Source organism: Pseudomonas viciae, assembly GCF_004786035.1.
Taxonomy (GTDB): domain Bacteria; phylum Pseudomonadota; class Gammaproteobacteria; order Pseudomonadales; family Pseudomonadaceae; genus Aquipseudomonas; species Aquipseudomonas viciae.
Window position 1 is genome coordinate 1,952,408 of the sequence record NZ_CP035088.1, and the last position, 24,853, is coordinate 1,977,260.

Sequence of the window (24,853 nt, forward strand, 5' to 3'; positions counted from 1 at the left end):
TCCTCAGAAACGGGCCACGCCGAAGCTGTTGGGTTGCAGCGGCCGGACCTCGGCCTCGTGACAGATGTCCAGCAGATAGCCCAGCAACGTCCGGGTGTCTCGTGGATCGATGAGCCCGTCGTCCCACAGGTTGGCGCTGCCATAGAGGGCGGTGGACTGGCTGTCGAGTTTCTGCGCGGTGGTCTGCTCGAGCTGGTCGAGCATCTGCGGATCGGGGGGCAGGCCGTTTTTGATCTGCGTGGCCTCGGCGACGATACGCAGGACCTTGCCGGCCTGGGCGCCGCCCATCACCGCTGTGTGGCTGTTGGGCCAGGCGAAAATGAAGCGCGGGTCCAGCCCGCGACCGCACATGGCGTAGTTGCCGGCGCCGTAGGAACCGCCCACCACAACGGTGAGCTTGGGTACGCGGGCGTTGGCCACGGCCTGGATCATTTTGGCCCCGTGCTTGATCACGCCTTGGCGTTCCGCCTCGGTGCCGACCATGAACCCGGTGGTGTTGTGCAGAAACAGCAGTGGCGTGCGGCTCTGGTCGCACAACTGGATGAACTGCGCGGCCTTGCTGGCGCCCTTGGGCGTGATCGGTCCGTTGTTGCCGATCAGGCCACAGGCATGGCCGCGAATGTGCAAGTGGCCGCAGATCGTCTGGGCGTCGAATTCGCGTTTGAATTCGAGAAAATTCGAGTCATCGGCGATGCGGGCGATGATTTCTCGCACATCGTAGGGTTTCTTCGGATCGTCCGGGATCAGTCCCAATAATTCGTCGGCGGGGTAGCGTGGCTCTGTCCAGTTCCGTTGCGGCAGCGGTGGCAGTTGCGCGTTCCAGGGCAGCAGGCTGAGGATTTCCCGGGCCAGGCGCACGCCATCGGCGTCGTTCTGCGCCAGGTACTCGGCGGTGCCCGCCACTTGCGCATGCATCTGTGCGCCGCCCAGTTCCTCTTCGGTGGCGACTTCGCCGGTGGCAGCCTTGAGCAACGGCGGCCCGGCCAGGAATAGCCGCGCCTTGTCGCGCACCACCACCACGTAATCCGACAGCCCCGGCTGATAAGCACCGCCGGCGGTGGCCGAGCCATGCACCACGGTGATCTGCGGCAGGCCCATGGCCGACATCCGCGCCTGATTGGCAAAGCTGCGCGCACCTTCGACGAAAATCTGCGCGGCGTAATTGAGGTTGGCGCCACCGCTCTCGGCCAGGGTGACGACCGGCAGTTTGTTCTCCATGGCAATCTGTTGCAGGCGCAGGGTTTTGTGCAGGCCGCTGGGGGAGATCGTCCCGCCCTTGATCGCGCTGTTGTTCGCCACCACCAGTACCCGCACCCCGGACACATAGCCAATTCCCGCGATCAGGCCGCCGCCGGCCTGGCTGCCGTCCTTGTCGTCATGGAGTTTGTAGCCGGCCAGGCTTGCCAGTTCGAGGAACGGTGCGCCGGGGTCCAGCAGCAGGTTCAAGCGCTGGCGTGGCAGCAGTTGGCCGCGTTTGTCGAATTTACCTTGGGCCTGGGCGGCTTTCGCCAGCACGGCCTGTTCGAGCTGGCGCAGGTGTTCGACACCCGCCAGCATCGCCGCGTGATTGCGGGCGTAGTCGGCACTGTGCGGGTCAAGCTGCGATTCGATCACCGGCATGAGGATTCCTCTCACTCGAACGGACTAGCGCAGAACCTGTGTTTAACCCATGGGCATTCACCATGGCGACCGTCCTTTAGTTGAGCTGATCGGCGATGCTTTGCGGCACCGGTATCTGAATCTCCAGCAACTGCTGGGCAAATGCCTTGCCCTGGGGATCGATGCGCAGGCTGGCAACGCCACCGCCGCCGAGGGCGTTCTCCAGCAGGAAGTTCAGGCTATGGGTGCCTGGCAAATACCAGCGCTCGACGCGGCCCAGCCGTGGGTCGAGTACGTGGCTCATCCAGTCGACCATCACTTCCGGGGTCAGCGCCTCGGCGATCCACGGCAGGTATTCGGGTTCCCGGGCGATCACGCCGATGTTGCTGTGGTTGCCTTTGTCGCCGGAGCGGGCCACCGCCAGTTTCACCAACGGCACGCTGGCATCGGCCCGGCCGTGGGTTTTTGGCAGGTCCGGGGGGATCGGCAAGTCAATGGTTTCCAGCGGTTCAAGAGCCGGTAGGGGGCAGGGGTGAGGCTGGCCGTCGAGTTCGATGTAGAGCCGGCAGGTGGCTTTGTCGATCAGGAACGAGAACAAGCGAATCAACGGGGACACTGCCGGTCGGCCGCCGACCAGGCCGGTCAGCCCCGGCGCCATGCCGGTGGCGGCCTGGGCGATCTCCTTGGAAAACAGTACCAGCGCCACTCTATCCGGGTGCCGCACGGCAATTTTGATCACCACCTCGCGGCTGTCCTGACGCAGGCCGTGCTGGCCGTAAGTGGCTTCGCTGCCCAGCAGCTCGATATTCACTTCGCTGTAGGGCGCCCAGCCGCGTTGGCTGAACAGGTGCGAGGTCTTGGCGATGATCGCCTGGCTGACCCGTTCGGCCTTGGCCACCGCATCGATGCCGGCGATCAGGCAGGTGGCGGTGCAGCGAAAGCCGTCCAGCCACGTGGCGCTGACCTTGTATTGGTCGGTGGGTGGCAAGCCTTTGGCCCCGTGGACGCGCACCGCGTGCTTGCCTTGTTGGATCAGCCTGACCTGGCTGAAATCGCAGATCACGTCTGGCAAGAGGTAGCCTTGCGGGTCGCCAATTTCGTACAGCAGTTGCTCGCCGACGGTCAGTGGTGTGACCAGCCCGCCGGTGCCTTCGGCCTTGGTGACAATGAACTGGCCGTCGGCACTGACTTCAACGATGGGAAAACCGATGTGCTCGTAATCCGGTACCTCCCGCCAGTCGGTGAAATTGCCACCGGTGCACTGGGCGCCGCACTCGATCAGGTGCCCGGCCAGCGCGGCCTGGGCCAGTTTGTCATAGTCGTGCCAGGCCCAGCCGAACGCGTGCACCAGGGCGGCGCTGACCACGGCGCTGTCCACCACGCGACCGGTGATCACGATATCGGCTCCCAGGCGCAGCGCCTCGACAATGCCGGGCGCGCCGAGGTAGGCATTGGTGGAGACGCAGGCGGGCGGCAGGGGCTCGCCGCTGAACATCTCGCGGATGCCTTGGCCGGCGAGTTGTTCGAAGTGCGGTTGCAGGTCATCACCCCGTAGCACGGCGATCTTCAAGGGTACGCCAGCCTGATCGCAGGCCCTTTGCAGCGCCGCGGCGCAGGCCTGTGGGTTGACCCCGCCTGCGTTGCTGATAACGCCGATTCTGCCTTCGTGCAAGCGCTGGAGCAGGGGCGTGAGCACCTCGATGAAGTCCGTGGCATAGCCGCCCGCCGGGTCCTTCATGCGCGCCCCGGCCATGATCGACATCGTGACCTCGGCCAGATAGTCGAACACCAGGTAATCCAGTGCCCCGTTTTCCACCAGTTGCGCCGCAGCGGTACAGGTATCGCCCCAGAAGGCGCTGGCGCAACCGATACGGATCGTTTTTGGCATGGAGTTCCCTCCGACAAACGAAGCTCGAGACTACCAAGCAAGCGCTTGGTCTGTAAACGACCGCTGGTTCTTCTGCCCGAGCGCTTGCTAGGTTGCCCCGGCCGGCTTAAATTGCCCGCGTCACCCCGCCGCTTTGGTGCAGTGGCCGCACGCGGATTGATCGACTGTAGGAGAGAACGGGTGGATGAGCAAAAAGCCCTGAGCGTGATGCGTGAGCTGGTCGACCAAGGGCAACTGACCGATCCGGACAGCGCTCGTGGCAAACTGCTCCAGACCGCCGCTCACCTGTTTCGCAACAACGGCTTCGAGCGCACCACCGTGCGCGACCTGGCGAGCGCCGTGGGCATTCAATCGGGCAGCATCTTCCACCACTTCAAAAGCAAGGACGAAATCCTGCGGGCGGTGATGGAAGAAACCATCCGCTACAACACCGCGTTGATGCGCGCGGCCCTGGCCGAGGCGGGTAGCGTGCGCGAGCGGGTGCTGGCGCTGATCCGCTGCGAATTGCAGTCGATCATGGGCGGCAGCGGCGAGGCGATGGCGGTGCTGGTCTATGAGTGGCGCTCGTTGTCCCAGGAAGGGCAAAGGCAAGTGCTGGCCTTGCGTGATATTTATGAAGACTTGTGGCTCGAAGTCTTGGGCCAGGCCAAGGAGGCCGGGTATATTCGCGGGGACGTGTTCATTACCCGGCGTTTCCTCACTGGCGCGTTGTCCTGGACCACCACCTGGTTTCGCGCCGAAGGCAGCCTGAGCCTTGATGAGCTGGCCGAACAAGCCCTGATCCTGGTGCTTGAAGAACGGCAATAATCAGCGGCGCTTTAAATGGCCCAATGGCTGGCTAAGCGGCGGAAACCGCCTAGCTTCATTGTATTGACGATACTTTTGGGGAGTGGGTTATCTTGACGTTTTCGCCGATGGGGATGACCTCGCGTGTTCTGCTGGCTGCTCTGGCCATTTTCTTGATGTTGCCTGCCTCGGCGGCGCAATTGGTCCGGATCGGTGCAGCGCATTTTCCGCCCTATACCGTTCGCCCCGAAAACGGCGCCGACACCGGCTTGCTGCCGCAACTGGTCGAGGCCTTGAATCGCTCGCAAACCGACTACCAGTTTGTGCTGGTGCCGACGTCGATTCCGCGTCGTTTCAATGATTTCAAGCAGGGTCGGGTCGATATGGCGATTTTCGAGAACCCCGACTGGGGCTGGAAGGACGTGCCCCACACGGTAGTGGACATGGGCCTGGAGGATGCGGAGATCTTTGTCACTCAGCGCCAGCCGGATCGCCAGCAAAGCTATTTTGAAGACCTGCGGGGCAAGCGCCTGGCCCTGTTCAGCGGCTACCATTACGCTTTTGCCGAATTCAACGCCGACCCCAAGTTCCTCGCCGGCCAATACAACGCCACGCTGACTTATTCCCACGACAGCAACTTGCTGATGGTGCTGCGGGGGCGTGCGGACATTGCCCTGGTGACCCGTTCGTATCTCAGCGATTACGTGTTACGCAATCCCGACGTCGGCCCCCAACTGCTGATATCCGAGCGTATCGATCAGGTTTACCACCATTACGCGCTGATCCGGCCGCAGGCACCGATCTCCAGTGAAGCGTTTGGACTGTTGCTGCAGAAGTTGCGAGACGATGGTCAAATGCTGGCGATTTTCAGGCCTTACCAGATCAATGTGGTGCCAACGCACGACCATTGAATACGACACTAAATTTCCCTTCCCGGCTCACGTCACACGTTGACTACCGACGAATACGTGAGCCCCTTCCATGTCCAACCTCCACCACCCGACGATGCTGCCCTTGCCCGGCGGTCGTCGCCTCGGCGCCGATGAAACCGAACGCCACTTGAGCCTGCTGCTTGAAGGCGCGCCGCTGATCCGGCTGCGCCTGGAGCGCGGTCCTGAGCTGCATGTGCATTTGCAGGAAGTCCACGACCGCCCCGTCGGTCCGGCGCTATGGGCGGCCTGCTATTGGCTGTTTGCCCGCGATTGCGCCTGTCAGCGCCTGACCTGGCACCTCGCCGAGCGTCCCGACGAAGCCTTGCTCAGTGGCTTGTTGACGAGTGCCGAGCGTCCCGGCGAATACGTCTGCGAGCGCACAATGTTCTGGCAACTGCCACAACCCTGGCTGGGGGAGTCGTTCAGCGGCAGTTACCCGCAACAGATGATCATCACCGACGGCAAGCGCCATCCTCGTCGGCCGGTGAAGCCACGAGGGGAAGTGTACCGGCGCTTTGATGCGCGGTTGGGCGCCTGGGTGTCCTTGCGCACCTTGGAAATCGAGCAGGACCTGACGCGTTTCAATCGCTGGCAGAACAGTCCCCGGGTAGCGAGTTTCTGGCAGGAGGAGGGCAGCCTGGAACAGCATCGCGAGTATTTGAGCACGCTGCAGAACGACCCTCGGGTCTTGACCTTGATCGGTTGCTTCGACGACCAACCGTTCGCCTATTTCGAAGCCTATTGGGCCAAGGAAGATCGAATCGCACCGTTCTATGACGCCGAGAACTACGATCGCGGCATTCACATGTTGGTGGGCGAAGAACAGCACCGGGGACCGCACAAGGTGGCGAGCTGGTTGTCGGCGCTGGTGCACTACCTGTTTCTCGACGACCCGCGTACCCAGCGTGTGGTGGCCGAGCCCCGGGCCGACAATGCGCGGATGATCGGGCATCTGCACAACCAGTGTTTCCATTGTGCGAAGGAATTCGATTTCCCCCACAAACGGGCGGCGCTGATGATCCTGGGGCGGGAGCGTTTTTTTGATCGGTGTGGGTTGATGTGAGGGTAGGGGCGGTCATCAGGCCGCCATCGCGAGCAAGCTCGCTCCCACAGGGATTTGTGGTGAACACCAACGTTGTGAACACCCAAATCCCTTGTGGGAGCGAGCTTGCTCGCGATGGGGCCAGTAAAGCCACTGCAAAATCACCGCCGGGCGAAGGTATCCCCACGCACCCCGGACACCTTGCGGCAATGCACCAGGGCGTCGCGGATCATGAAATTCACCAGGGTCGGCGAGACCCCCAGTTCCTTGGCGATGTCCTTCTGTGGCACGCCATGCAGGCGGTACATCTCGAACGCGTAGCGGGTGCGGCTGGGCAATTCGGTCAGCGCATCGGCGATGTGCTCCAGCGTCGAAAAATTGATGTGAGACGTTTCTGGCGAAGCCCCCTGGATCACCACATTCAAACCTTCCTCTTCCGGCCCCGAGTATTTCTGTTCCAGCGCCTGCTTGCGGTAGTGGTCGATCGCCAGGTTGCGCACGATCTGGAACAGATAGCTGAGCTGAGCCTTGAACGAGGAGGTGATCTGCGGCGCCGATTGCAGGCGGAAAAACGCGTCTTGCACCACATCTTCTGCGCGGGACCGGCAACCGGTGATGCGCGCTGCGATCTTGACCAGAATCAGCCGGTTATCGACGAACGCCTGAAGTAACGGTGAGTCGCACCTGCTTGTGGATACTTGTTCCGTCATGGAATTCACCTTGCTGCAAAAAGTTAGCAGGACGACCGGATTGCCGGACTTGTCCTACACATCGAGCGACAAATTAGGCTTAATGATAATGATTGTCAATTGAGAAAAAGAATTATTGATGTGTCGAAGTCCAGCGTGAGAAGCGCGGCCTATTGTCGCGGCCCGTGGCAGGCGAACGTTCTGGTGCAGGAGGTGGCTGACTAATTATTTACCGGTGATATCCGTTCCCATGGGTGACTACTTGCAAGCCGAATTTCAGGCAGGAAACCCCATGACCGACGCGTTCGAACTCCCCAGCACCCTGGCCCATGCCCTCCAGCGCCGCGCCGCGTTGACGCCGGATCGGGTGGCCTTGCGCTTCCTTGCCGACACCGCGGAGCAGGGTGTGGTGTTGAGTTATCGCGAGCTGGACCTGCGTGCCCGGACCATTGCCGCCGCGTTGCAGGCTGAAGCGGCATTTGGCGAGCGTGCGGTGCTGCTGTTCCCCAGCGGCCCGGATTACGTCGCGGCGTTTTTTGGCTGCCTGTACGCCGGGGTGATTGCCGTGCCGGCCTACCCGCCGGAATCCACCCGCCGCCATCATCAGGAGCGCCTGCTGTCGATCATCGCTGACGCCGAACCGCGTCTATTGCTCACCAGCAGCGATCTGCGTGAGCCGTTGCAAGCCATCGAATCGGCGCCGCCGGTGTTGTGCGTCGATACCCTCGACCCGGCCATTGCCGGGCAATGGCGGGCGCCGACGCTGCAGGATGATGACATTGCCTTTTTGCAATACACCTCCGGCTCCACCGCATTGCCCAAGGGCGTGCAGGTCAGCCACGGCAACCTGGTGGCCAACGAGTTATTGATCCGCCACGGCTTCGGCATCGACCTGAACCCCGATGACGTCATTGTCAGCTGGCTGCCGCTGTACCACGACATGGGCTTGATCGGCGGCTTGTTGCAGCCGGTTTTCAGCGGCGTACCCTGCGTGCTGATGTCGCCAGCGTACTTCCTGGCCCGGCCGGTGCGTTGGCTCGAAGCGATCAGCGAGTACGGTGGCACCATCAGCGGCGGTCCGGACTTCGCCTATCGGCTGTGCAGTGAGCGGGTCAGCGACTCGGCCCTCAAGCGTCTCGACCTGAGCGGCTGGCGCGTGGCCTATTCGGGCTCCGAGCCGATCCGTCTCGACACCCTGGAGCGATTCGCCGAGACATTCGCCCCGTGCGGCTTCACACCAGACAATTTCATGGCTTCCTATGGCCTGGCCGAAGCGACCTTGTTCGTCGCCGGCACGCCGCGCCGTCACGGCATTCCCGCGCTCCGGCTGGATGACGCGGCGCTGGCGCAAAACCGCGCCGAGGCGGGGCAGGGCAGCGCGGTGATGAGTTGTGGGGTCAGCCAGCCCGGGCACGCGGTGCTGATCGTCGAGCCCAGCACATTGCAGCCATTGGCCGACAATCAGGTGGGCGAGCTCTGGGCCAGCGGACCCAGCATCGCCCACGGCTACTGGCGCAACCCCGAAGCCAGCGCCAAGACCTTTGTGACGCACGAGGGTCGCACCTGGTTGCGCACTGGCGACCTGGGTTTCCTGCGTGACGGTGAGCTGTTCATCACCGGCCGTCTGAAGGACCTGCTGATCGTGCGCGGTCATAACCTCTATCCCCAGGACATCGAGCAAACCATCGAGCGCGAAGTAGACGTGGTGCGCAAGGGCCGGGTGGCGGCGTTCGCGGTCAACGACGGCGGTGAGGAAGGCATTGGCATCGCGGCGGAAATCAGCCGCAGTGTGCAGAAAATCCTGCCGCCCGAGGCCTTGATCAAAGCCATTCGCCAGGCCGTGGCAGAAGCCTGTCAGCAAGCGCCGAGCGTGGTGGTGCTGCTCAATCCCGGCGCGTTGCCCAAGACCTCCAGCGGCAAGTTGCAGCGTTCGGCCTGCCGCACTCGATTGGCGGACGGCAGCCTCGACAGTTATGCACTGTTCCCGTCGGCCGAGGTTGAAGACGCCCGTGAAGCCGGCTCGTCGTCGCAGTTGCAAACGCTGATCGGCCAGGTCTGGGGCGAGCAATTGCACATCGAACAGGTCCAGGCTGACGATCATTTTTTCCTGTTGGGCGGCAATTCCATCGCTGCCACCCAAGTGGTTGCGCGGCTGGGTGAAACCCTGGGCCTGACGCTGAACCTGCGCCTGCTGTTCGAAGCCCCGACCCTGGCGGCTTTCGCGGCAGCGGTGGCGAACCAGCAACAGCATGGCGGCCAGGCCCCGGGCGCAATCAGCGCTTTGCCGCGCCATGCAGCCTTGCCGCAATCCCTGGCGCAGAACCGGTTGTGGATCACCTGGCAGCTCGATCCGGCCAGCCACGCCTACAACATTCCCGGCGCCTTGCACCTGCGCGGCGAGTTGGACGCAGACGCCTTGCGCGCCAGTTTCCAGCAACTGATCGAGCGCCATGAATCCCTGCGCACGCGTTTTCTGGAGCGTGACGGGCTGGCCCTGCAACAGGTCGACCCAGCCGGTGAATTCAACCTGCAACTGATCGACCTCAGCGGATTGCCTGCCGACCAGCGCGAAGCCCGGGCGCGACAGGTTCGAGAAGATGAAGCGTCCACGCCGTTCGATCTGGAAAAGGGACCGCTGCTGCGGGTCACCCTGTTGCGCCTCGATGAAGACGACCACCAATTGCTGGTGACCCTGCACCACATCATCGCCGACGGCTGGTCGATGAACCTGCTGATCGATGAGTTTTCCCGGTTGTACGCCGCAGCCTGCCAAGGGCAGGTCGCCGCGTTGGCGCCGTTGCCGTTGCAGTACGCCGACTACGGCAATTGGCAGCGCCAGTGGCTGGCCCAAGGGGAGGCCGAGCGTCAGCTGAGCTACTGGAAACAGCAACTGGGTGATGAACATCCGACCCTGGCGCTGGGCACGGATCATCCCCGCAGCGCCCAGCACCAGCGCAGTGCTACGCGCCATAGCCTGCGCCTGGACAAAGGGCTCGGCGATGCCCTGCGCCAAGTGGCCCAGGCCCACGACGCCACCCCGTTCATGCTGTTGCTGGCAGCCTTCCAGGCGCTGTTGCAGCGCTACACCGGCCAGTCCGACATCCGCATCGGCGTGCCCAACGCCAACCGTCCGCGCCTGGAAACCCAGGGGCTGATCGGCTTTTTCATCAACACCCAGGTGCTGCGCGGGCAGGTCGATTCGCGCCAGCCGTTCGCCGCACTGCTGGCCCAGGCCCGGGAGGCCACGCTGGGGGCCCAGGCCCATCAGGACCTGCCGTTCGAGCAACTGCTCGAAGCGTTTCCAGAAGCTCGGGAACACGGCCTGTTCCAAGTGATGTTCAACCATCAGCAGCGGGATTTGAGCGCTTTGCGCCGCTTGCCGGGGCTGTTGGCCGAGGAGTTGCCATGGCACAGCCGCGAAGCCAAGTTCGACCTGCAACTGCACAGCGAAGAAGATCGCAACGGTCGGCTGACACTGTCGTTCGACTATGCCGACGAGTTGTTCGAGGCGGCGACCATCGAGCGGTTGGCGGCGCATTACTGCAACCTGTTGCGGGCCATCTGCGCCGATCCGCAACAAGCCATCGGCGATGTGCAGCTATTGACCGCCGATGAACACACCCAACAGCAGCAGTGGGGCGCGGCCCCGTGCGCGCCGGCCAGCCAATGGTTGCCGGAGCTGTTGAACGAGCAAGCCCGGCGCACGCCGCAAGGCACCGCGCTGCTGTGGGACGGCGGCGGCCTGGACTACGCCGAGCTGCACGCCCAGGCCAATCGCCTGGCCCATTACCTGCGGGACAAAGGCGTCGGCCCGGACGTGTGCGTGGCGATTGCCGCCGAGCGTTCGCCGCAGTTGCTCATCGGCGTGCTGGCGATCATCAAGGCCGGTGGTGCCTACGTACCGCTGGATGCCGACTATCCGGCCGAACGCCTGGCCTACATGCTTGCCGACAGCGGCGTTGATTTGCTGCTGACGCAAACCGGGTTGCTCGAACGCTTGCCGGCCTGCGAGGGCGTCAGCGTCATCGCCATGGACGCCTTGCATTTGGAGCAATGGCCGAGCAACCCGCCGGGCCTGCACCTGCACGGCGATCACCTGGCTTACGTGATTTACACCTCCGGCTCCACCGGTCAGCCCAAAGGTGTTGGCAACACCCACGCGGCCCTGGCCGAGCGCCTGCAATGGATGCAGGCCACCTACGGGTTGGATGAAACCGATGTGCTGATGCAAAAAGCACCGATCAGCTTCGACGTGTCGGTGTGGGAATGCTTCTGGCCGCTGATCACCGGCAGCCAACTGGTACTGGCCGGCCCTGGCGAACACCGCGACCCGCACCGTATCGCGCAATTGGTCCAGCAATTTGGCGTGACCACGCTGCACTTCGTGCCGCCGCTGCTCAGCCTGTTTATCGATGAGCCCCTGAGCGCCCGCTGCACCAGCCTGCGCCGGGTCTTCTCCGGCGGCGAAGTCTTGCCCGCCGAGCTGCGCAACCGGGTGCTGGCGCAACTGCCGTCGGCCCGATTGCACAACCGCTACGGCCCGACCGAAACCGCCATCAACGTCACCCATTGGCATTGCACGGACGCCGACGGCGAGCGCTCGCCGATTGGTCGGCCGCTGGGCAACGTGCTGTGCCGCGTACTGGATGGCGAACTCAACGCCGTTCCGGCCGGCGTGCCGGGCGAACTGTGCATCGGCGGTCTCGGGCTGGCGCGGGGTTATCTCGGACGTCCGGGCCTGAGCGCCGAGCGTTTTATCGCCGACCCGCTGGGGCCGGCCGGGGCGCGGCTGTACCGGACCGGCGACCGGGCACGCTGGACCAGCGATGGGGTGATCGAGTACCTCGGCCGCCTCGACCAGCAGGTCAAGCTGCGTGGCTTTCGGGTCGAGCCACAGGAAATCGAAGCGCGCCTGCTGGCCCAGGACGGCGTCGCCCAAGTGGCGGTGCTGGTGCGCGACACCTCGGCCGGCGCGCAACTGATCGGTTATTACACCACCGCGGATGTCGCTGAAAGCGAGGATGCCCAGAGCACTCGTCTGAAAACCGCCCTGGCCGCCGAACTGCCGGAATACATGGTGCCTGCGCAACTGCTGCGCCTGGACGCCATGCCCCTGAGCCCGAGTGGCAAACTCGACCGCCGCGCCTTGCCCGAACCGCAATGGCAGGTACGCGAGCATGTCGAGCCGGTCAGTGCCCTTGAGCAGCAGATCGCGGGTATCTGGCGCGATGTGCTGGGCCTTGCGCGCGTCGGCCTGCGGGATGACTTCTTTGCCTTGGGCGGCCATTCGTTGTTGGCGACCCAGATCATTTCCCGCACGCGCCAGGCCTGCGACGTCGAACTGCCGCTGCGCACGTTGTTTGAGGCCAGTGAGCTCGGGGCGTTTGCCGAACAGGTGCGCTTGATCCAGGCCAGCGGCCAGACCAACCGCCAGCCGCCGATCGAGAAAGTCGATCGCAGCCAACCGGTGCCGTTGTCCTATTCCCAGCAGCGCATGTGGTTCCTCTGGCAGATGGAGCCGGACAGCCCGGCCTACAACGTCGGCGGCATGGCGCGCTTGCGCGGGGTGCTGGATGTCGGGCGCTTCGAGGCAGCCTTGCAGGCGTTGGTCCTGCGTCACGAAACCCTGCGCACCACGTTCCCGAGCGTCGATGGCGTGGCCCGGCAACAGGTGCACGACGCCACCGGCCTGGGCATGGATTGGAAGGATTTCTCGATGCTGGCTGCTGAGACCCGCGAACAGCGGGTCCAGCAACTGGCGGACAGTGAGGCTCACAAACCCTTCGACCTGGAGAGCGGACCGCTGCTGCGGGCCTGCCTGGTCAAGACCGCCGAGCATGAGCATTACCTGGTACTGACCCTGCACCACATCGTCACCGAAGGCTGGGCGATGGACATTTTCGCTCGCGAGCTCAGTGCGCTGTACGAAGCCTTTATCGACGACCGCGAATCGCCCCTGGAACCCTTGCCGGTGCAGTATCTGGACTACAGCGTCTGGCAGCGCCAATGGCTGGAATCCGGTGAGCGTCAACGGCAACTGGACTACTGGACCGCGCAACTGGGCCGTGAACATCCATTGCTGGAATTGCCCGGCGATCGCCCGCGTCCGCCAGTGCAAAGCCATCGCGGCGAGCTGTGGCGTTTTGACCTCAGCGATGACCTGGCCGCCCGGGTCCGCGCTTTCAACGCGCAACAGGGCTTGACCCTGTTCATGACCATGACCGCCGCCCTGGCTGTTTTGCTTTATCGCTACAGCGGCCAGACCGACCTGCGCATCGGCGCGCCGGTGGCCAACCGCATCCGCCCGGAAAGCGAAGGGCTGATCGGTGCGTTCCTCAACACCCAGGTGTTGCGTTGCCAGCTCGACGGGCAAATGTCGGTGAGCGAGTTGTTCGAGCAGGTGCGCCACACCGTGATCGAAGGCCAGTCCCATCAGGACTTGCCGTTCGATCATCTGGTGGAAGCCCTGCAACCACCGCGCAGTGCCGCCTATAACCCGCTGTTCCAAGTGATGTGCAACGTGCAGCGTTGGGAATTCCAGCAGAGCCGCACCCTGGCCGGCATGACCGTCGAGTACCTGGCCAACGACGCCCGGGCCACCAAGTTCGACCTCAACCTGGAAGTCACCGACCTCGACCATCGCCTGGGCTGCTGCCTGACCTACAGCACCGATCTGTTCGACGAACCGCGCATCGCCCGCATGGCCGGGCACTGGCGCAATCTGTTGGAAGCGCTGCTGGCCGACCCGGCCCAACGCCTGAGCGAACTGCCGTTGCTGGAAGCTGGCGAGCAGCAACAGATGCTCGACAGCCTCGGTGTCGAGCCCGGTGAGCATCGCCTGGATCAATGCATTCACGAACTGTTCAGCGAACAGGTCGAGGCTCGACCCGACGCGCCGGCGCTGACGTTTGCCGGGCAGACCCTGACTTACGCGCAACTGGACAGCCGCGCCAATCGCCTGGCCTGGATGCTGCGCGAGCGTGGCGTCGGCCCGCAGGTGCGGGTGGGCCTGGCCCTGGAGCGTTCGCTGGAAATGGTCATCGGCCTGCTGGCGATTCTCAAGGCCGGCGGCGCCTACGTGCCGCTGGACCCGGAATACCCGCTGGACCGTTTGCACTACATGATCGAGGACAGCGGCGTCGGCTTGCTGCTCAGCGACCGGGCGATGTTCCAGGCCCTCGGGACATTACCGGAGGGCGTCGGCTGCTGGTGCCTGGAAGATGACTCGGTGGCACTGGCGCAGTACCCGGACCAGGCGCCACCGTCGATCAACCTGCCACAGCATCAGGCCTACCTGATCTACACCTCCGGCTCCACCGGCAAGCCCAAGGGCGTGGTGGTGTCCCACGGTGAAATCGCCATGCATTGCCGGGCAGTGATCAAGCGCTTTGGCATGCGAGCGGACGATTGCGAGCTGCATTTCTATTCCATCAACTTCGACGCCGCCACCGAGCGCCTGTTGGTGCCGCTGCTCAGTGGTGCCCAAGTGGTGTTGCGGGCCCAGGGACAGTGGGACGCCGAGGAGATCTGTGGGCTGATTCGCGAGCATGGCGTCAACATCCTCGGTTTCACCCCCAGCTACGGCAGCCAGTTGGCGCAATGGCTGGCGACCCAGGGGCAAACCCTGCCGGTGCGCATGTGCATCACCGGCGGCGAAGCCCTGACTGGCGAGCATCTGCAACGCATTCGTGCCGCCTTCGGTCCGAGCCTGTTTTTCAACGCCTATGGCCCGACCGAAACCGTGGTCATGCCGTTGGCGAGCCTGGCCCCGGAGCAACTGGAGGAGGGCGTGGCCAGCGTGCCGATTGGCAGCGTGATCGGCGCTCGGGTGGCGTACATCCTCGATGCCGATCTGGCCCTGGTGCCGCAAGGCGCCACGGGTGAGTTGTACGTCGGCGGCGCGGGATTGGCCCAGGGCTATCACCAGCGTCCTGGCATGACCGCCGAGCGCTTCGTCGCCGATCCATTCGCCACCGACGGCGGACGGCTGTACCGCACCGGCGATCTGGTGCGCCAGCGCGTCGACGGTTTGGTGGAGTACCTGGGACGCATCGACCATCAGGTGAAAATCCGCGGTTTCCGCATCGAACTGGGGGAGATCGAAACCCGCCTGTTGGAACACGGCGCCGTGCGCGAAGCCGTGGTGCTGGCCCTTGGTGCGCCAGGTGGCAAGCAACTGGCCGGCTACCTGGTGACCGACGTCGCCGAACAGGACGCCGAGCAACAAGCGACCCTGCGCGATGCACTGAAAAACCACCTCAAGGCACAGTTGCCGGACTACATGGTGCCCACGCACCTGATCCTGCTGGCGAGCATGCCGCTGACCGCCAACGGCAAGCTCGACCGTCGTGCCTTGCCGATGCCCGATCCTGAACTCAATCGCCAACACTACGTGGCGCCGAGCAATGCCCTGGAGCAGACCCTGGCGGCGATCTGGTGCGACGTGCTGAACGTGAAACAGGTGGGGCTTAACGACAACTTCTTTGAACTGGGCGGCGATTCGATCCTGTCCATTCAAGTCGTCAGCCGTGCCCGGCAGCAGGGCATTCATTTCACGCCTCGCGACCTGTTCCAGCACCAGACCGTGCAGACCCTGGCCTTTGTTGCCACCCGCAGCCAGCAGGTAAGCGCCGAGCAGGGCCTGTTGGACGGTGAGTCTGCGCTGACGCCGATCCAGCACTGGTTCTTCGACAGCCAGATGCCCAACCGTCATCACTGGAACCAGGCATTGCTGCTGGAGCCGGCCATCACCCTCGACCCGCCACTTCTGGAGCAGGCACTGCGCGCCGTCTTCCAGCACCACGATGCCTTGCGCCTGGGCTTCGACGAACACGCCGGCCACTGGCGCGCCGAGCACCAGCCATTGTCCGAGGCGGGGCTGTTGCAGACGGTGTCCGTGGAGAGTGTGCAAGCCAGTGAAAGCCTGTTCGCCGAGACGCAGCGCAGTCTGAACCTGCCAACCGGGCCGCTGCTGCGCGCTGTGCTGGCGCAGTTGCCCGATGGTCGTCAACGGCTGCTGATCGTCATCCATCACCTGGTGGTCGACGGTGTGTCGTGGCGGGTGCTGATGGACGATTTGCAAAGCGTCTACCGCCAGATCGCCGCTGGGCAAACCGCCCGATTGCCGGCCAAGACCAGCCCGTTGCGTGATTGGGCCGCGCGCTTGCAGGCTTACGCCGGCAGCGAGTCCCTGCGCGAGGAACTGGGCTGGTGGCAAGCGCAGTTGAGTGGCCCGGATGTGGCGCTGCCTTGCGCGCATCCTGATGGCGGGCGCCAGGAGCGTCACGCTCAAACGGTCAGCGTGCGCCTGGACGCCGAGCGCACCCGGCAACTGCTGCAACAGGCGCCGAGTGCCTACCGGACTCAGGTCAATGACCTGCTGCTCACGGCGCTGGCCCGGGTGCTGTGCCGCTGCAGCGGCCAGGAATCGGCCCTGGTCCAGCTCGAAGGCCATGGCCGCGAGGCGCTGTTCGAGGACATCGACCTGACTCGCACCGTGGGTTGGTTCACCAGCGTCTATCCGGTACGCCTGAGCCCTGCGGGCGAGGACTTCAGCGCGTCGATCAAGGCCATCAAGGAGCAGCTGCGCACGGTGCCCCACAAGGGCCTTGGCTATGGCGTGCTGCGCTACCTGGCCGACCCGGCGAGTCGCGCGGCAATGGCCGGCCTGGCGCAAGCGGCGATCACCTTCAACTACCTCGGCCAGCTCGACCAGACCCTGGGCCATGACGCGCTGTTCCAGCCGTTGGACGAACCGCTGGGCGCGATCCACGACCCCGATGCGTCGTTGCCCAACGAGCTGAGCGTCGACAGCCAGGTCAGCGGCGGCGAGCTGGTGTTGCGCTGGACCTTTAGCCGCGAACGCTACGACAGGCAGGCTATCGCCACCCTGGCCGAGGCCTACCTCGATGAGCTGCAACGCCTGATCGAGCATTGCCTGACGGACGAGGCGGGCGGCCTGACACCGTCGGACTTCCCCCTGGCGAAACTGACCCAGGGCCAGCTCGACAGCCTGCCGGTGCCGGCCGGGCAGATCGAAGATGTCTACCCGCTGACTCCGATGCAGGAAGGCATGCTCTTGCACACCTTGCTGGAACCGGGCACCGGCCTGTACTACATGCAGGACCGCTACCGCATCAACAGCGAACTCGATCCGCAACGTTTTGCCCGGGCCTGGCAAGCGGTGATCGCCCGTCATGAAGCCTTGCGCGCGTCGTTCTGCTGGAACGTCGGCGAAGACATGCTGCAAATTATCCACAAGCCCGGTAGCACGCTGGTGGATTACCTCGACTGGTGCGAGGTGCCCGAAGACCAGCAAGAGGCCAAGCTGCAAGCGTTGCTCAAGGGCGAGCGCGAGGCCGGTTTCGATCTGTTGAACCAGGCGCCGTTCCATCTGCGGTTGATCCGGGTCGGCGCGGCGCGCTACTGGTTCATGATGAGCAACCACCACATCCTGATCGATGCCTGGTGCCGTTCGCTGTTGATGGACGATTTCTTCGAGATCTACACCGCCCTGGGTGAAAACCGCGAACCGCAGTTGGCCGTGCCGCCGCGTTATCGCGATTACATCGGCTGGTTGCAGCACCAGAGCCTGGCCGAAGCCCGGCAGTGGTGGAAACGCAACCTGCAAGGCTTCGAGCGGACTACGCCGATCCCCGGCGACCGACCGTTCCTGCGTGAACACGCCGGTGACAGTGGCGGCATGATCGTCGGCGACTGCTACACCCGCCTCGATGCCCAAGACGGCGTACGGCTGCGGGAACTGGCCCAGGCCCATCAACTGACGGTCAACACCTTCGCCCAGGCGGCGTGGGCCCTGGTACTGCGGCGCGTCAGCGGTGATCGCGACGTGCTGTTCGGTGTCACCGTCGCCGGACGTCCGGTGGAATTGCCGCAGATGCAACGCACGGTGGGGCTGTTCATCAACAGCGTCGCCTTGCGGGTGCAGATGCCCGAGGACGATCAGCCGTGCAGTGTGCGCCAGTGGCTCGGCGGCTTGCTGGACAGCAACATGCAACTGCGTGAGTACGAATACCTGCCGTTGGTGAGCATCCAGGAAGTCAGCGAACTGCCCAAGGGCCAGCCGCTGTTCGACAGCCTGTTCGTGTTCGAAAACGCGCCGGTGGAAGTCTCCGTACTGGATCGCGCCCAAAGCCTCAACGCCACGTCGGACTCGGGCCGCACCCACACCAACTTCCCGCTGACGGCGGTCTGCTATCCAGGGGATGACCTGGGGCTGCACCTTTCGTATGACCAGCGTTACTTTGATGAGTCCACCGTCCAGGGCTTGCTCGGCGAGTTCAAGCGCTTGCTGCTGGCGCTGATGGAAGGTTTCCACGGTGATATGGCCGAGCTGCCGCTGATTGGCGCCGAGGAACAGGACTTCCTGATCCACGGCTGCAACCAGAGCGAGCACGCCTATCCGTTGGAGCAGAGTTACGTCGAACTGTTCGAGGCGCGAGTTGCCGCCCATCCGCAACGCATCGCCGTCAGTTGCCTGGACGCGAGCTACAGCTACGCCGAGTTGAATGCCCGCAGCAACCGCCTCGGCCACGCCTTGATCGCTTCCGGCGTCGGGCTCGATCAGCCGGTGGCGCTGCTGGCCGAACGAGATGCGGAGCTGCCAGGTATGATCATTGGCAGCTTCAAGGCGGGTGCCGGTTACCTGCCACTGGAGCCGGGCCTGCCGAGCCAGCGCCTGAGCCGCATCATCGAACTGAGCCGCACGCCGCTGCTGGTCTGCACCCAGGCCTGTCATGCCCAGGCGCTGGCACTGCTGGATGAGTTTGCCTGTGCCGGGCGGCCGAAGTTGCTGGTGTGGGAAGCCATCCAGGCCAGCGCTGTGTCGCAGGAAAACCCCGGCGTCTACAGCGGGCCGGACCACCTGGCCTACGTGATCTACACCTCCGGCTCCACCGGCCTGCCCAAAGGCGTGATGGTGGAACAGCGCGGCATGCTCAACAACCAGCTCAGCAAAGTGCCGTACCTGGCGCTGAGCGAGGCGGATGTGATCGCCCAGACGGCGTCCCAGAGCTTCGATATTTCGGTGTGGCAGTTCCTTGCCGCGCCGTTGTTCGGCGCCCGGGTGGACATCGTGCCCAATGCCATCGCCCACGACCCGCAAGGGCTGCTGGAGCATGTGCAACACCAGGGCATTACCGTGCTGGAAAGCGTGCCATCGCTGATCCAGGGCATGCTCGCCCAGGACCGCATCGGTCTGGACGGCCTGCGCTGGATGCTGCCCACCGGCGAAGCGATGCCGCCGGAGTTGGCCCATCAATGGCTGTTGCGCTACCCGGACATCGGCCTGGTGAACGCCTACGGTCCGGCGGAATGCTCCGATGACGTGGCGTTCTTCCGTGTTGATATGGCCTCGACTCGCGGCACGTATCTGCCGATTGGCACACCCACCGACAACAACCGCTTGTACCTGCTCGACGGCGCGCTGGACTTGGTGCCGCTTGGCGCGGTGGGTGAGTTGTGCGTGGCGGGAACCGGGGTTGGGCGCGGCTATGTCGGCGATCCGTTGCGCACCGCCCCGGTGTTTGTGCCCAATCCCTTCGGCGCACCGGGAGAGCGCTTGTACCGCACCGGCGACCTGGCGCGGCGACGCAGCGACGGGGTGTTGGAGTACGTCGGGCGCATCGACCATCAGGTGAAGATTCGTGGCTACCGCATCGAACTGGGGGAAATCGAAGCGCGGCTGCATGAACAGCCAGAGGTGCGCGATGGGGCGGTGAGCGTGCAGGAGGGCGCCAATGGCAAACATCTGGTGGGCTACCTGGTGGCTGCCGACACGGCACTGAACCCGACCGAACGCCTGGAGCGCATCAAGCAGCGCCTGCGCAGCGAACTGCCGGAATACATGGTGCCGCTGCACTGGCTGTGGCTTGATCGCCTGCCCCTCAATGCCAATGGCAAACTCGACCGCAAGGCCTTGCCGGCCCTGGAGATCGGCCAGTTGCAAAGCCAGGACTACCAGGCGCCCGGCAACGCGCTGGAGCAGACCCTGGCGGACATCTGGGCCCAGGTGCTGAAAGTCGAGCGAGTGGGTGTGCGCGACAACTTCTTTGAACTGGGCGGCCATTCCCTGCTGGCGACGCAAATCGCCTCGCGCGTGCAAAAAGCCCTGCAACGCAACGTGCCGCTGCGGGCGATGTTCGAATGCAGCACGGTGCAGGAACTGGCCGAATACATCGACGGGCTGGCGGCCAGTGAGATCACTGAGGAGAAGGTGGATCGGTTGAATGATTTGATGGCGGAACTGGAAGGATTGTAGTTTTGCGGCGTCTATAGAGGCCTCATCGCGAGCAAGCTCGCTCCCACAGGGGGGTTGTGTTCACCGCGAATCCAGTGTGGGAGCGAGCTTGCTCGCGATGGCGTCATTACTAACACCGAGAAGCCCGCGGTTGACGCCTCGCCCTGCGCAGCTCAGTCTTCCCAAGGCTTTCCCCCAGTCAAAACAAGGAAATCATCAATGCCCTTTTCAACTATTGACGGACAACAGCTTCACTATCTGGACCAAGGCCAGGGCCCTGCGGTGCTGCTGGGTGGCAGCTATCTATGGGACCACACCATGTGGGCGCCGCAGATCGAGCTGTTGTCCCGCAATCACCGGGTGATCGCCCCGGACCTGTGGGGCCACGGCCGGTCCGAGCAGTTGCCTGAGGGCACGACTTCACTGGATGACCTGGCCCGCCAGGCCTTGAGGTTGATGGATGAACTGAGCATTGACTGCTTCAACCTGGTAGGGCTCTCGGTCGGCGGGATGTGGGGCACCCGGCTGGCACTGGCGGCGCCGAAGCGGGTCAAGGCGCTGGTGCTGATGGACACCTACGTGGGCGTCGAGCCGGAGATGACTCGCCAGTATTACTTCTCGCTGTTCGACAAGATCGAAGCCAGCGGCAGCGTTCCCGAACCGTTGCTGGACATCATCGTGCCGATCTTCTTCCGGCCGGGCATCGATCCGCAGTCCGCGCTCTACCAGCAGTTGCGCGCCACACTGGCGGCACTGCCGGCTGATCGCCTGCGCAACAGCATCGTGCCGCTGGGGCGGATCATTTTCGGGCGGGACGATCTCCTGCCGCGGCTGCATGAGCTGGATGCCAAGAATACCGTGGTGATGTGTGGCGACGAGGACAAACCGCGCCCACCGTCCGAGTCCCTGGAAATGGCCGAGCTGATCGGTTGTTCCCATATTCTGATTCCGCAGGCGGGACATATCTCCAACCTGGAGAATCCGGAATTCGTGAATCGGATGTTGCTGGGATTTTTGCGTAGCTGACCTAAAACTGTGGGAGCGGGCTTGCTCGCGAATGCGGTGGGTCAGTCACAGCTGTATTAACTGATTCTGCGCGTTCGCGAGCAAGCCCGCTCCCACAGGGGGATCTGCTGTGGGGGCCAGTCACTTCGGCCCGAGAATCTTCACCAACTTGTCCGGCGACGGCGCGCCTTGCTGCTGTTGCAGTTCGCCTTTGTCATCCAGGTAGAAAATCGCCGGGGTGGCGGACAGTTCCAGCTCGTCCATCAACTGTTGGTTGGCGTCGAGTTTGGCCTGGATGGCCGCCGGGATGTCCTTGAGGGGCTTGAGCGCGCTGCCCTTGCCGGCCTTTTCATGCTCCGCCAGGGCTTTTTCAGGGTCCTTGGCGGCCAGTAAGGCGGCGGATTTACCGGGACTGTCTTCGCGGATGATGCCCACCATGATGTGACGCAACTGCACCTTGCCGGCCTTGACCCATGGCCGTGCCTGTTCCCAGAACATGTTGCAGTACGGGCAGTTCGGGTCACTGAACAGGTACACCGTGCGCGGTGCGTCCTTGCTGCCGTCGGCGATCCAGTTGCTCGTCTCCATCTTCGCCCATATTGCCTTGGCCATCGGTGCATAGACCAGTTTTTGCAGCGGCTCCGCGCTCAGGTCCTTGCCGTCGGCGTCGTACAAGTTGCCCAGCAGGACATGCTGGCCATCCGGCGTCAGGTACAGCGCCATGCCACGGTTCTGGTATTGCGCCGCGTAACCGCGCAGGCCGTCCGGCGCGTCGAAGGTGCCGACGATTTTCGCACCCTTGGCTTCGATCTTCTTGATGGCGGCCGGCAGTTCTTCGGCCTGGAGCAGCGGTGCCTGCGACAGTGCGGCGGCTACGGCCAGGGTCAGCAGGTGGCGGAGGCGGGGCATGGCGGTTTCCTTGTGGCGGTGTGGGGCGCCGCGCTCGAGCCCGGCGTTTCGAAGTGTTCCAGGGCACGGGCCAGGCTCGCTTCCGAGAGTTCACCCAGGTGGCTACCCAGCAGACGGCCGTCGGCGCTGTAGAACAGGGTCGTCGGCAGGGCCATGGAGCCGACGGCCTGACCGAGACGGCCACTGCCATCGAACAATACGTTGGTCAAGCTCAGGCCCTGGGTGGCGAGGTAGGTGCTGACGCTTTGCATGCTTTCGGCCTGGTTGACGAACAGGAAGGTCAGGTCTGGGCGCAACTGCTGGGCTTCTTCGAGCACCGGCATTTCCCGTCGGCAGGGTGGGCACCAGGTGGCCCAGAGGTTGATCACCAGGGGGCCGCCCTGATAATCGGTGAGTTTCACGGTTGCGCCATCGGCGGTGCGCAGGTTGATGTCCGGCAGCCGGGTGCCTTGTTCATAGATCGTCAACGACATGCTCGCCACCAGCCAGAATAGCAGGCCGCTGCCGACGCCCAAGCCCAGTGACTTGCGCAGTGGCGGTCGGCGCCGCGCCCAGAGCAACGCGCCAATCACCAGCGCCACGACGCCCGGCCAGGCCAGGAAACCACCGTCGCGCAGATCGACAACCTGCCACGGGTCGTCCTGGTAATGTTGCCAGTAGGCGGCGACAAAGCCGATTCGCGCAGCCAGCAGCCCGAGCAAAAACAGCACGAACAGCACTGATTCGGGGTTCTCGCCACCGCGCTTGGCCACCCGCCATCCGACAAAGGTTGCCAGCGCCAGGGCGCTGATCAGCAACAGATGATTAAGGGCGATGGCAAAGGTGCCGAGGGTGAACGTCAGCATCAGCGCGCGTCCCGGGTGATGTTCCAGCGCTCCAGGAACACCTTGGCATTGACTTCCCCAGTGATCCGCTGACTGCGGCGCTCTTCACCGTCGGTGCCGATCCACAGCAGGCTCGGAGGCCCTGGCACCCGGTAACGGCTCAGCAGTTCGCGACTGGCGGCGTTATCGGCGGTGACATCGAGGCGTACCAGGCGCACATCTTTCAAGGCGTCGAGCACCTCTGCGCGGCCGAATACCTGTTTTTCCATGATCTTGCAGGACACGCACCAGTCGGCGTAATAGTCCAGCAGCACCCATTGGCCCTGGGCCTTGGCCGCGTCCAGTTCCCGTTGCAGGGCGGCAGGTTCACTGATGGTGACGAAAGCATCATCGGCGCTGACGGTCGCGCTGCCCTCGGTGCCGGCGTACACCTTCAGGGGCTGGAAGAAATCATCGCCGCCGCCCGCTGCGCCAATCACCAGCAGGCTGCCCCACAAGCCGAATAGCAACGAGGCGCTGCCGCAGACATAGGCGATGCGGCCGAAGCCCTCGGTCTGGCGCCAGGCACTGTAGGCGGCAATCAACAACAGCACGCCCCACAGACCGACCCACAACGAACCGTCGATGACCGGACGAATCATCAGCAACGCAGTGCCCAGGAACAAAAAGCCGAACACGCCCTTGAGCAGGTTCATCCAGGCGCCGGGCTTAGGCAGGAAGCGGTTGCCCACGGTCACCAGCAGCAACAGCGGCAGGCCAATGCCGACGCCCATGGCAAACAGGATCAGCCCACCGTGCAGCGCGTTACCGCTCTGGGCGATGTACAGCAGCGCGCCTGCCAGCGGGGCGGTCATGCACGGGCCGACCAACAGGCCGGACAGCGCTCCGAGAACGCCAGCGCCCAGCAGACTGCCGCCGCGTTGCTGGCGCCCGGCGTTTTCCAGGCGGTCGCGCAGGGCGGCGGGCAATTGCAATTCGAAGAAGCCGAACATGGGCAGCGCCAACAACACGAATATTGCCGCGAAGGTGCCCAGCAGCCATGGCTGCTGCAGCAGCGCCTGGAGATTGGCCCCCAGCAGCGCGGCGAGCACGCCCATGGCGGCGTACACCAAGGCCATGCTGATCACGTAGCTGCCGGCCAATGCCAGGCCGCGCCGGGGCCCGGCGCCGCTGCCCACCACCAGCCCGGCCAGGATGGGCAGCATGGGCAGCGAACACGGCGTGAACGCCAGCAACAACCCCAGGCCGAAGAACACCAGCAGGCTCCAGCCCAATGCCCGTTGTTGCAGGCCGCTGGCCAGGGCCTGGTCCGGTGCCTCGCTGCTATTGGCTGTTGCGGGTGCGTTGCCACCGAGGTCGACCACTTGGGTCTGGGGTGGATAGCACAGGCCCGCGTCGGCACAACCCTGGAAGCCGACCTTGATCTTGCCGCTGGCGCCAGCCGGGATCTTCAGTTCCAGCGCCTGGCGATAGACTTGCTGGTCGCCGAAAAACTCATCGCTGTGGGCTTCACCCTCCGGCAGCTTCGGTTTTTGCGCCTCGGCAAGGCCATCGAACTTGAGCCGTTGCTGATAGAGGTAATAGCCATCGGCGATCTGCCAGAACAGCTGGGTTTCACCGGTGTCCAGGCGTTCGGAGGTAAACACGAACGCCTTTTCCACCGGCAGGAAATCGGGTTTGGTCTCGAAGGGATTGGCGGCCTGGGCCAGGCCCGAGATCAGCAGCAGCCACAGCAAAAACAATCGACGCATGGATAAAGCCTTAGAACGAAGCAAGTGGAAAGCACAATGGCGCCTGGCGATTAACCGTCGATTAACCCGGCGACGACCGGCAGGCAGCAATGATCGCCCATGTTTGCCGTACTCGTCGCATAATGTCGGCTTAATCGGCCAGCGGCCTAATGTACCTTTTTCCACGGGGC

11 protein-coding genes are annotated in these 24,853 nt (G+C 63.9%); 5 read left to right on the forward strand and 6 right to left on the reverse strand.

All coding sequences use genetic code 11. The features are described 5' to 3' along the window. Nucleotides 1–3: 3 nt before the first annotated feature. The gene (gene atuC / locus EPZ47_RS09005; protein WP_135844456.1) at nt 4–1,620 is read right to left on the reverse strand and encodes a geranyl-CoA carboxylase subunit beta; all 1,617 of its coding nucleotides are present in this window, start codon (nt 1,618–1,620) and stop codon (nt 4–6) included. Nucleotides 1,621–1,696: 76 nt separating this feature from the next. After that, nucleotides 1,697–3,487, reverse strand: a complete 1,791-nt coding sequence (locus EPZ47_RS09010) for an acyclic terpene utilization AtuA family protein (RefSeq protein ID WP_135844457.1) — start codon at nt 3,485–3,487, stop codon at nt 1,697–1,699. 180 nt (nt 3,488–3,667) lie between these two features. On the opposite strand from EPZ47_RS09010, the gene EPZ47_RS09015 reads away from it, so the two are divergent. From EPZ47_RS09015 to EPZ47_RS09025, 3 genes are all read left to right on the forward strand, one after another. Next, a complete protein-coding gene (locus EPZ47_RS09015) occupies nt 3,668–4,294 on the forward strand; it encodes a TetR/AcrR family transcriptional regulator (protein WP_135844458.1) in 627 nt (208 codons plus the stop codon). A 113-nt stretch (nt 4,295–4,407) separates the two neighbouring features. Next, nucleotides 4,408–5,184 carry a substrate-binding periplasmic protein gene (locus tag EPZ47_RS09020; RefSeq protein WP_135847966.1) on the forward strand — a complete coding sequence of 259 codons (777 nt, stop codon included), beginning with the start codon at nt 4,408–4,410 and terminating at the stop codon, nt 5,182–5,184. A 70-nt stretch (nt 5,185–5,254) separates the two neighbouring features. Then, on the forward strand, nt 5,255–6,268 hold the full coding sequence (locus EPZ47_RS09025) for a GNAT family N-acetyltransferase (RefSeq protein WP_135844459.1): 1,014 nt from the start codon (nt 5,255–5,257) through the stop codon (nt 6,266–6,268). Between the two features lie 140 nt (nt 6,269–6,408). Here the strand turns inward: EPZ47_RS09025 and EPZ47_RS09030 are convergent, their stop codons facing one another. After that, entirely contained in the window at nt 6,409–6,957 is a 549-nt protein-coding gene (locus tag EPZ47_RS09030) for an RNA polymerase factor sigma-70 (RefSeq protein ID WP_024619408.1), read from the reverse strand. 271 nt (nt 6,958–7,228) lie between these two features. On the opposite strand from EPZ47_RS09030, the gene EPZ47_RS09035 reads away from it, so the two are divergent. Then, the gene (locus EPZ47_RS09035; protein ID WP_135844460.1) at nt 7,229–20,215 is read left to right on the forward strand and encodes a non-ribosomal peptide synthetase; all 12,987 of its coding nucleotides are present in this window, start codon (nt 7,229–7,231) and stop codon (nt 20,213–20,215) included. Nucleotides 20,216–20,413: 198 nt separating this feature from the next. Continuing rightward, nucleotides 20,414–21,220, forward strand: a complete 807-nt coding sequence (locus EPZ47_RS09040) for an alpha/beta fold hydrolase (RefSeq protein ID WP_135844461.1) — start codon at nt 20,414–20,416, stop codon at nt 21,218–21,220. Nucleotides 21,221–21,340: 120 nt separating this feature from the next. Here EPZ47_RS09040 and dsbG read toward each other — a convergent pair whose 3' ends face one another. Genes dsbG through dsbD form a run of 3 tightly spaced genes read right to left on the reverse strand, consistent with a single transcriptional unit; the run spans nt 21,341 to nt 24,683 of the window. Then, nucleotides 21,341–22,108: a thiol:disulfide interchange protein DsbG gene (dsbG, locus tag EPZ47_RS09045; protein WP_135844462.1), complete on the reverse strand. Its 768-nt coding sequence runs from the start codon at nt 22,106–22,108 to the stop codon at nt 21,341–21,343. Beyond that, on the reverse strand, nt 22,084–22,953 hold the full coding sequence (locus EPZ47_RS09050; protein WP_135844463.1) for a TlpA family protein disulfide reductase: 870 nt from the start codon (nt 22,951–22,953) through the stop codon (nt 22,084–22,086). Before EPZ47_RS09050 ends, dsbG begins: the two co-directional genes overlap by 25 nt. Next, nucleotides 22,953–24,683 carry a protein-disulfide reductase DsbD gene (gene dsbD / locus EPZ47_RS09055; protein ID WP_135844464.1) on the reverse strand — a complete coding sequence of 577 codons (1,731 nt, stop codon included), beginning with the start codon at nt 24,681–24,683 and terminating at the stop codon, nt 22,953–22,955. The genes EPZ47_RS09050 and dsbD overlap by 1 nt, the downstream gene beginning before the upstream one ends. Nucleotides 24,684–24,853 lie beyond the last annotated feature (170 nt).